General features: G+C 52.2%; 6 protein-coding genes. 1 reads left to right on the top strand and 5 read right to left on the bottom strand.

Annotated elements, in window-relative coordinates:
- Window positions 1-957, top strand: a 957-nt coding sequence (locus Q0072_RS11965) for a FecR domain-containing protein (RefSeq protein WP_298330329.1), incomplete at its 5' end; no start/stop codon positions are given.
- A 1,704-nt stretch (window positions 958-2,661) separates the two neighbouring features.
- Here Q0072_RS11965 and Q0072_RS11960 read toward each other — a convergent pair.
- The 5 genes from Q0072_RS11960 to Q0072_RS11940 form a co-directional block, all read right to left on the bottom strand.
- Entirely contained in the window at window positions 2,662-4,809 is a 2,148-nt protein-coding gene (locus tag Q0072_RS11960; protein WP_298330326.1) for an AAA family ATPase, read from the bottom strand.
- Window positions 4,796-5,317, bottom strand: coding sequence for an ABC-three component system middle component 5 (locus tag Q0072_RS11955; RefSeq protein ID WP_298330323.1), 522 nt, complete (start codon window positions 5,315-5,317; stop codon window positions 4,796-4,798). Before Q0072_RS11955 ends, Q0072_RS11960 begins: the two co-directional genes overlap by 14 nt.
- Window positions 5,314-5,871, bottom strand: a complete 558-nt coding sequence (locus tag Q0072_RS11950; RefSeq protein ID WP_298330321.1) for an ABC-three component system protein — start codon at window positions 5,869-5,871, stop codon at window positions 5,314-5,316. The genes Q0072_RS11955 and Q0072_RS11950 overlap by 4 nt, the downstream gene beginning before the upstream one ends.
- On the bottom strand, window positions 5,872-6,186 hold the full coding sequence (locus Q0072_RS11945; RefSeq protein WP_298330318.1) for a hypothetical protein: 315 nt from the start codon (window positions 6,184-6,186) through the stop codon (window positions 5,872-5,874).
- A gap of 102 nt (window positions 6,187-6,288) precedes the next feature.
- The coding region (locus Q0072_RS11940) for a hypothetical protein (RefSeq protein ID WP_298330316.1) at window positions 6,289-6,532 on the bottom strand (244 nt) is incomplete at its 5' end.

Genomic DNA, 6,532 nt, shown 5'->3' with positions numbered 1-6,532 from the left:
TTCGTGACTGAGGACACCACATCAGAGCAAGACCGTATCGAAGATGCGGCGGCTCTCTGGCATACACGTCTGGAGGCCGGGACGGCTGATCTCGATGCATTTAATGCCTGGAGAGATGAAGACCCGCGTCATTCCGTTGCCTTCTCGCGCGTTCTGGCCACGGCGGATGCCATAGACGATCTTCGCGGTTTCGACTTTAGCGACGACCCTGATTTGCGCACTGGGGCCGGGACGCGGCGCATGTTTATGCGGGCCGGAGCCGCAGCGGCCGTTGTCGCCGTAGGCGCGGGCGTTTGGGCTGTCAGCCAGCGGCGCGCGTCGGCCTCAACCAAGATCGGCGAGCGCCGATTGGTGCAGTTGCCGAACCGGATCAGCGTCGAACTGAACACCGATACGCGCGTCGAATGGAAGTCGGTTCAGGGCTTCGTTCGCCTGTGGCTTTTGCGGGGTGAGGTGGCTGTTTCTGTGCCGAAGGGACAGAAGCCGTGCGTGCTGGAGACCCCCGCCGCGACCGCAGAAATCACCGGCGATGTGAACGCAAGGCTTCGCGCATCGGCTCTGGATTTGACCGTTTTGCGAGGGGCCTGCGTGGTCAAAGAAAGCGCAAAAGCGACACCACAGCGGCTTGAAACTCAGCAGTCATTCTTAGCCGGAGCCGGGGCCGGTACGCTGCGAAACATCACGCCGCAGGAGGTTGAATCCGCCAGCGCATGGCGCACGGATACGCTCGAATTTATGGGCCAGCCACTGGCCTTAGCCGTCGAAGAATATAACCGTTACCTGACCCAACCCATCGTCATTGTGGACCCGGATATTGGGGCCATTCGCATCGGTGGCCGGTTCAGTTCGCGCGATCCCGAGGGCTTTTTGCAGACGGTTCAATCGAGCTTTGGCGTCCGAGTTTCGACCGGCCCGAAGGGCGAAATCCTTCTCACAAAGTCCGACCGACAGCGCTAAAAAAATCAAGAAATCTGACGCCGGATCGACAAGGCGAAGGCCAATTCCCCATGTCCATCCATGTCCATAGACGTCAGTGGAATTTGGATATTCGGGTCTTTTCGTCGCTAATAATGCCAGGTTCCAAGCGAAATTTGATCAGTCTAAGAGCCCAGATTACCCCCGCCGAAACCCCGTCAGGCAGGAGTCTTTTTCGTGGAAAACTCACAGCCGAATGTGTGCACGGTCCAAACTCGTGAAGTGGCAAGATCGTACGAGATTCGGCGAGGTACGGTTGGGAAACAGGCAAGATAAAAGACCGTCTCTCAGAGCCGGTAAGTCCTTGTCTGCACATCGGAAATTCGAGAGACAAGCGCGATGAGGTGAGAGACAGTCGTCGCTTAAAGCGCTGATTTTATTGAAGGGAGAGTCTCGCAAAGCTGCCTCAAATCAGCAATTTGAGCCAAAAATGAAGCGCATGGGGTTAAAAACGGCGAAAATGCCGAAATTCTCTCGATCAACGGTCATCGGCGCGGTGGGAGCTTCAACGGGTGGGAATTGCTCCTTAAAAACCGGTTAAACCATGGGCGCAGTGCTGGCATCCCGCGGTCACAACTGTAGTTGGCCCAAATCTGTTTTTAGCTGCCGAATATGATCGCGCAATTTTGCGCCCCCCATCGGCCGGTGGCGCGGGTGCCCAACAGTCCCGAAAGCCGCCGTTCGTACGCACGGATGCGAAGGATCGAGAAGGGGGATAAACTGTCCTTCGCAGTATCTTGGATAAACGGCGGCAATTCGCAGAGATCATCCGGGCGGTGCGCCGGTCATAGATGTAGTGACAGCGTGAGGAGCAGGCCTTGTTCAGGACACAGCCGGTAGCACCTCAATCGATGTGACCGACTGAGATTGATACCAAACCTGACCGACAGTAGCGCCGAGGCACCCCGGCATTACGGAATGAACCGATCGCCCTTACGACTTCGGGCAGGAACAGCTGGACAACTCACATCCGGCCAGCCCTGCCGACTTGCCTGGAGTTTGCTACCGCGTCAACATTCATCGGTTCTTGACTTCAACCAGAAATAGTGTGGACTGTTGTATAATGTTTTGCTGTGGCCTAAGCCTGCATCAGAAGATACGTGCAGGCTTGTTTTCATAAATCAGAAAGGGAGTGCATTGATGGCACTTAAACCAGGACCAAAGCCAATAGCTAAATCCACGGGGAAACCGGATCAGCGCCGTCGTGACAATAAAAGCACGCCAGGGAATACGCCGTCCCTCAAACCTAGCAAGTCAAGCAAGCCCACTAAATAAGGCACATTAAAAAGGGCTCTCATTGATTTGCACTTCTACCGTAGATTCAATTGAACCGGCGGGTAGTCTCGCATGGCCTACCTGTCGGATGTTATCTTTCTCGAATACCCGGCCTATACCGCTAAGTCCTATAATGCTCCCATTCTAGCCGCCAACTAGGCCTGTTACGGTCGCGAACGTGACCACTCGCAGTCTTCTCCATTTGGCCCTTAAAAGAAATCAGGGATGGCGAGCCGAGCGCAAAAAGCGGACTGTGCCGAAGCTGCGGGCAGGTCATCCCCGTTCCTGACGGGCGATGACATGAGCTTATCCGGCGCGCCGAGCGAGACAAGCAATTCCCTATCCGGTAGCCTGATAATCATGGTCGAAGCAATTGGCCGCAACTTGAACGCCTAGTTTGCACAATCCGCTTCAGTCACCTAACGATTGATAATATTCAGCAATCACATCTTCAACATTGCCGACTATGCCCTCCAGCATCACCTGATCTATGTCGGCATTGAACGCGTCAGATGTTAAATTGGTTCGGGCGCGGTCCAGTGCTTTGGAGACTTCAACCGAATCGTTGGGGTGGGCTAGCCTGACCACGTTGGCCAACAGCCACCCCTGCACAAAGTTCCAAACACGAGCGTGGTCGCTCAGCCGACGGACGGGAGTCTGGGCCTCCAAGTCCAGCGTCGGATTTTCCAACGTAGAAAACTTACCGACCGAAAAATCCTCCACTTCCGGAGACGGCATAGCCGTTGCAAAAATTATCTGATGAGAAGAAGGCGCATCGTTCGAGAGTTTCGCGACCTGGACCTGAAAATTCCAACTACGCTTCTCTTCCATACCTTTGTCCTCGATGGTATCGATGATACAAAAGCGTGGGTGCCTGAAGAATCTATGCTTGGTCGCTGCGGAAAGAAAACCCAATATGAAAGAATTTTTTAGAATCACCCTAGAGCTTGCAGAGAAATAAATCTTTCCGTCTACAGATATCTTATTATCGGTGAAGTTAATATCTACACGTTGCGGATCCCGGAATGAATCCTGACGCGGCAGGTCATTTTTTAGAAGGTCCTTAATTTCCTCGGAGATCGCATGCGTAGCCTCCGCCATACGCGACACCTGAAGCTGCTCTGCATTCTCGTTTGCCAGCCGAAGCGATTCCATCTCAGCACCAATTCGGCGCTTAGCATCCTGTTTGAGGGCGATCTCGTTGGCCATTTGGGACTTACGTGACAAGTCTTCTTCAAAACGCGTCAAATATCCAAGGCGCTGCTGCAACTCTCTAAGCTTGCTTGTCGCTTCAGAGTTCGGTGAGGTCTTTAACTGCTGCAGCAATACCGCCTGACGCTTCCATCGAACAAGCGCGTCATCGAGTTTTTTGCGCGCTGCCGTCAGCTCTTCTCCCCTGTCCTCCTGAATCTCCTTCGACTGCTTCAACTGTAGGGCTACGTCATTAATCGTTGCAACGATGCGCTGTCGAGCGCGATCGGGATCGAAGGGGGACTTGCAGAGGTGACATGAGTGCTCAACGCTCTCGACTTCAAGGGGCGTGTTGCAGGCCGGGCAACTGTGGAAACGAATGCCGTCGAGATGCTCAGACATAGCTTTCGCATCCGTCAGTTGCTCGAGTTTTTGCTCCAACGACGCTATAAATTGAGCGGCATCAACAATTTCAAGCTCAATCTGGCTAATCTCCGATTGAGCGCTGTCGACCATCAACTGTTCTTGCCGGAAGGCCTCGAAGGCTTCGTTGTAGGCCGTCAGAGATAACTCATCCTTTTCGCCCTCGCCATACGCCGCGCGCTCAAGATCCTGAATTGTGGCCAAAACTTCTTTCTCTTCATCCTTCAGGATTACCAATTCCTGTTCGATTTGCGCAGGCGTAACCGTTTGGCTTCCCAAGAATGAAAAAATACTACGAAGCTCGCCAGCCACACCTTCAAACTGCTTTTCCAACTCGCGCACGCGCATGCGTCGGTGATAGATGTCCTGATCGTAGGCACCACAAAGGAGGCGACCAACACTCTCTCGAATTAGAGGATTGTCGTACACCGGGTCATGCTTAAATATCGAACCTGTCGCGCTCAACTGATCAGAGTACAGCAGTCGGTAAATCTGATGTATCGTCAGGTTTCCGGAAGTTTCGTTAGCGACTTCAGGAAGACCAAGCAGGCGATATAGAACTTGGGAGAAGCTTTCCTTAGACGATCGCGTGTAAGAGCAGCGAATCCATGACTCTCGCGGTGCGATTATTGAGTCGAGATAAGGCCCACCAAATATATCCATTGGCCGCTGGCGTTGGTCGGATATGTCCCGGCTGAGTGTTGCCAGTTTCCCGTTGAACTGCACCTCCGCCATGACGCGAGTACACATCAAGGCATGGTCACTCCAGTCAGCTAACTCACCGCCAAGAGCAAAATAAATCAGGTTTAAGATCGTTGATTTTCCCGAGGAGTTTTCCCCTCGGATAACATTCACCCCAACCTTGAAACGTTCATCGTAAACAATTCGGTCTTCCTTGTAGACAACAAGGCGGTTTAGTAAAATTGACGGATCATAGCGCGTCATAGCGATACTCCATTAGACCGCTACGCGCCTTGAGGCCACTTGGGCCAGGAACTGGATATTCTGAAATCGCCAGTACAAATTCGACTAGTTCTTTCTGTGACACATGCGCGTTCGCCGCTTCAATTCGATCACGCAAGTCTTGGGGCAAGCTCGCCCCTAAGCGAAACAGGTCTCGGTTCGCCGCCTCCACGTCCAAATAGCCGTGAGCAGTAAGCGTATCTATTGAAGCGTCTTGTAGAGCGGTCATGCGCTGAAAGATCGCCCGTGGCGACGGCTGCAACCCGTACGGCCGCGTATATGCGTACTTTTTCGCGAGCCTCTTAAATTTGCGGTGCTTTTGCGTGAACGTAATTTCGTCGATCCGAAAGGGAAAAAGGATAAAAAAATCGATAATCTTGGCGGCCGTTTTAGTTACTGCGCCTGCGGACTCAAGCAACACCGCCAGTCGTAAAAGACGAAAAGCCGCATGGTATGGGTCAAAGGCAGCCTGATAACTTAGCTGGATCATCTGTGCCACCTGACGAAACACTGCTCCGCAAGCCAATAGAACATGCCCATAGCGTGACGATGATTTATCGTGAATACACCCGAAACACACTCCTGCATAATCGGAACCATGACTTGCTCGTCAAATAGATTATTGAATTCAATTGAGTCGAAAGAATCAACGACTATGTAAACTTTATTGTTGTAGCAGTAATCCATTTTGGCCAGCAAAGTTGCGAATATTTCCTGAGCCGATTCGAAGGCGTTGTACTTTTCAAGGAGCATCACAAAAAGCTCTTTATCTTTGACGGCGCGCTTGTATTTTGCCCCCATTCCAGCCTTGTTTAGCTTTTGCTCGAGACCTTCAATGCCGTCTTCTGAGTACTTTTCATGATAGTACCGAAGGCTTTCGATAATGTGAGCAATCTTTTTCCCCTCATCGATTTCCAATGAAAGTTTTTCGTTCAGCTTATCGATAATAGATTGTGCCGGTGCAATTAAATTAGCATCACGCCCTATGATCACATTCGCGCGTGAATTTGACTGATTTACTTTATTGTCGGAGGAGCCGAGCAATTACTTGTTATCCGAACCGTGATAGTCCCGACCGACTATCACCCCTTTGGAAGTGGCTCCACTTTGATTGACGACATTGTTGCCGTCCCCTTTGATTTTACTGCTCATGACGAACCATGTCACGCCAGACCCGACGCCGCCCCCAAATAGAGCGCCTACAATCGAGGCTATTATTTCACTGATACTGAACTGGATTTCCATCGCACCCGCCCCTGGCCCTGGAGAGTCAACCAGCCATAAAGCCTTGGTCGATTCTTTATAAACGTCGCTCAAATTATCAACCAATGGTGCAACTTCAAGCCCAAAAATGGCCATGCCTGCACGCGGAAGCCGAACAGTGGCATTCCTCAGGGGCGCGCACTGCTTACGATGGCCGGAATTCAAGGGGCTGCGTCAACACTGCATATGACGCCTATTTTAAAACTGGTTTTGACGGCCGGAGAACGCAGGTTTCCGTTTTTCATTTGAATTCAAGAGGTGGCTGAACGTCATGACGTCCGGTTTCGGGCGTCCCGTTCCACCTCGCTCCAAATGTCCGGAGAGGGCGCGAATGCGACAATACGACAGACGTTTCGACTTGGCCACTAGGCGCGCCAGAGCTGGATCAATTCCACGGGGTAACCTCGGTCCCGAAGCTTTCCGCTGATCGAACTGCGGCGAA

The organism is Asticcacaulis sp., from assembly GCF_027484505.1.
Taxonomy (GTDB): domain Bacteria; phylum Pseudomonadota; class Alphaproteobacteria; order Caulobacterales; family Caulobacteraceae; genus Asticcacaulis.
The sequence above is the reverse complement of the archived record's forward strand: the minus strand, read 5'-3'. Positions and strand labels throughout refer to the sequence as shown.

Coding starts and splice junctions, on each gene's coding strand:
- Q0072_RS11960 (WP_298330326.1), bottom strand. CDS start 4,809: ATGACGCGCTATGATCCGTCAATTTTACTAAACCGCCTTGTTGTCTAC.
- Q0072_RS11955 (WP_298330323.1), bottom strand. CDS start 5,317: ATGATCCAGCTAAGTTATCAGGCTGCCTTTGACCCATACCATGCGGCT.
- Q0072_RS11945 (WP_298330318.1), bottom strand. CDS start 6,186: ATGGCCATTTTTGGGCTTGAAGTTGCACCATTGGTTGATAATTTGAGC.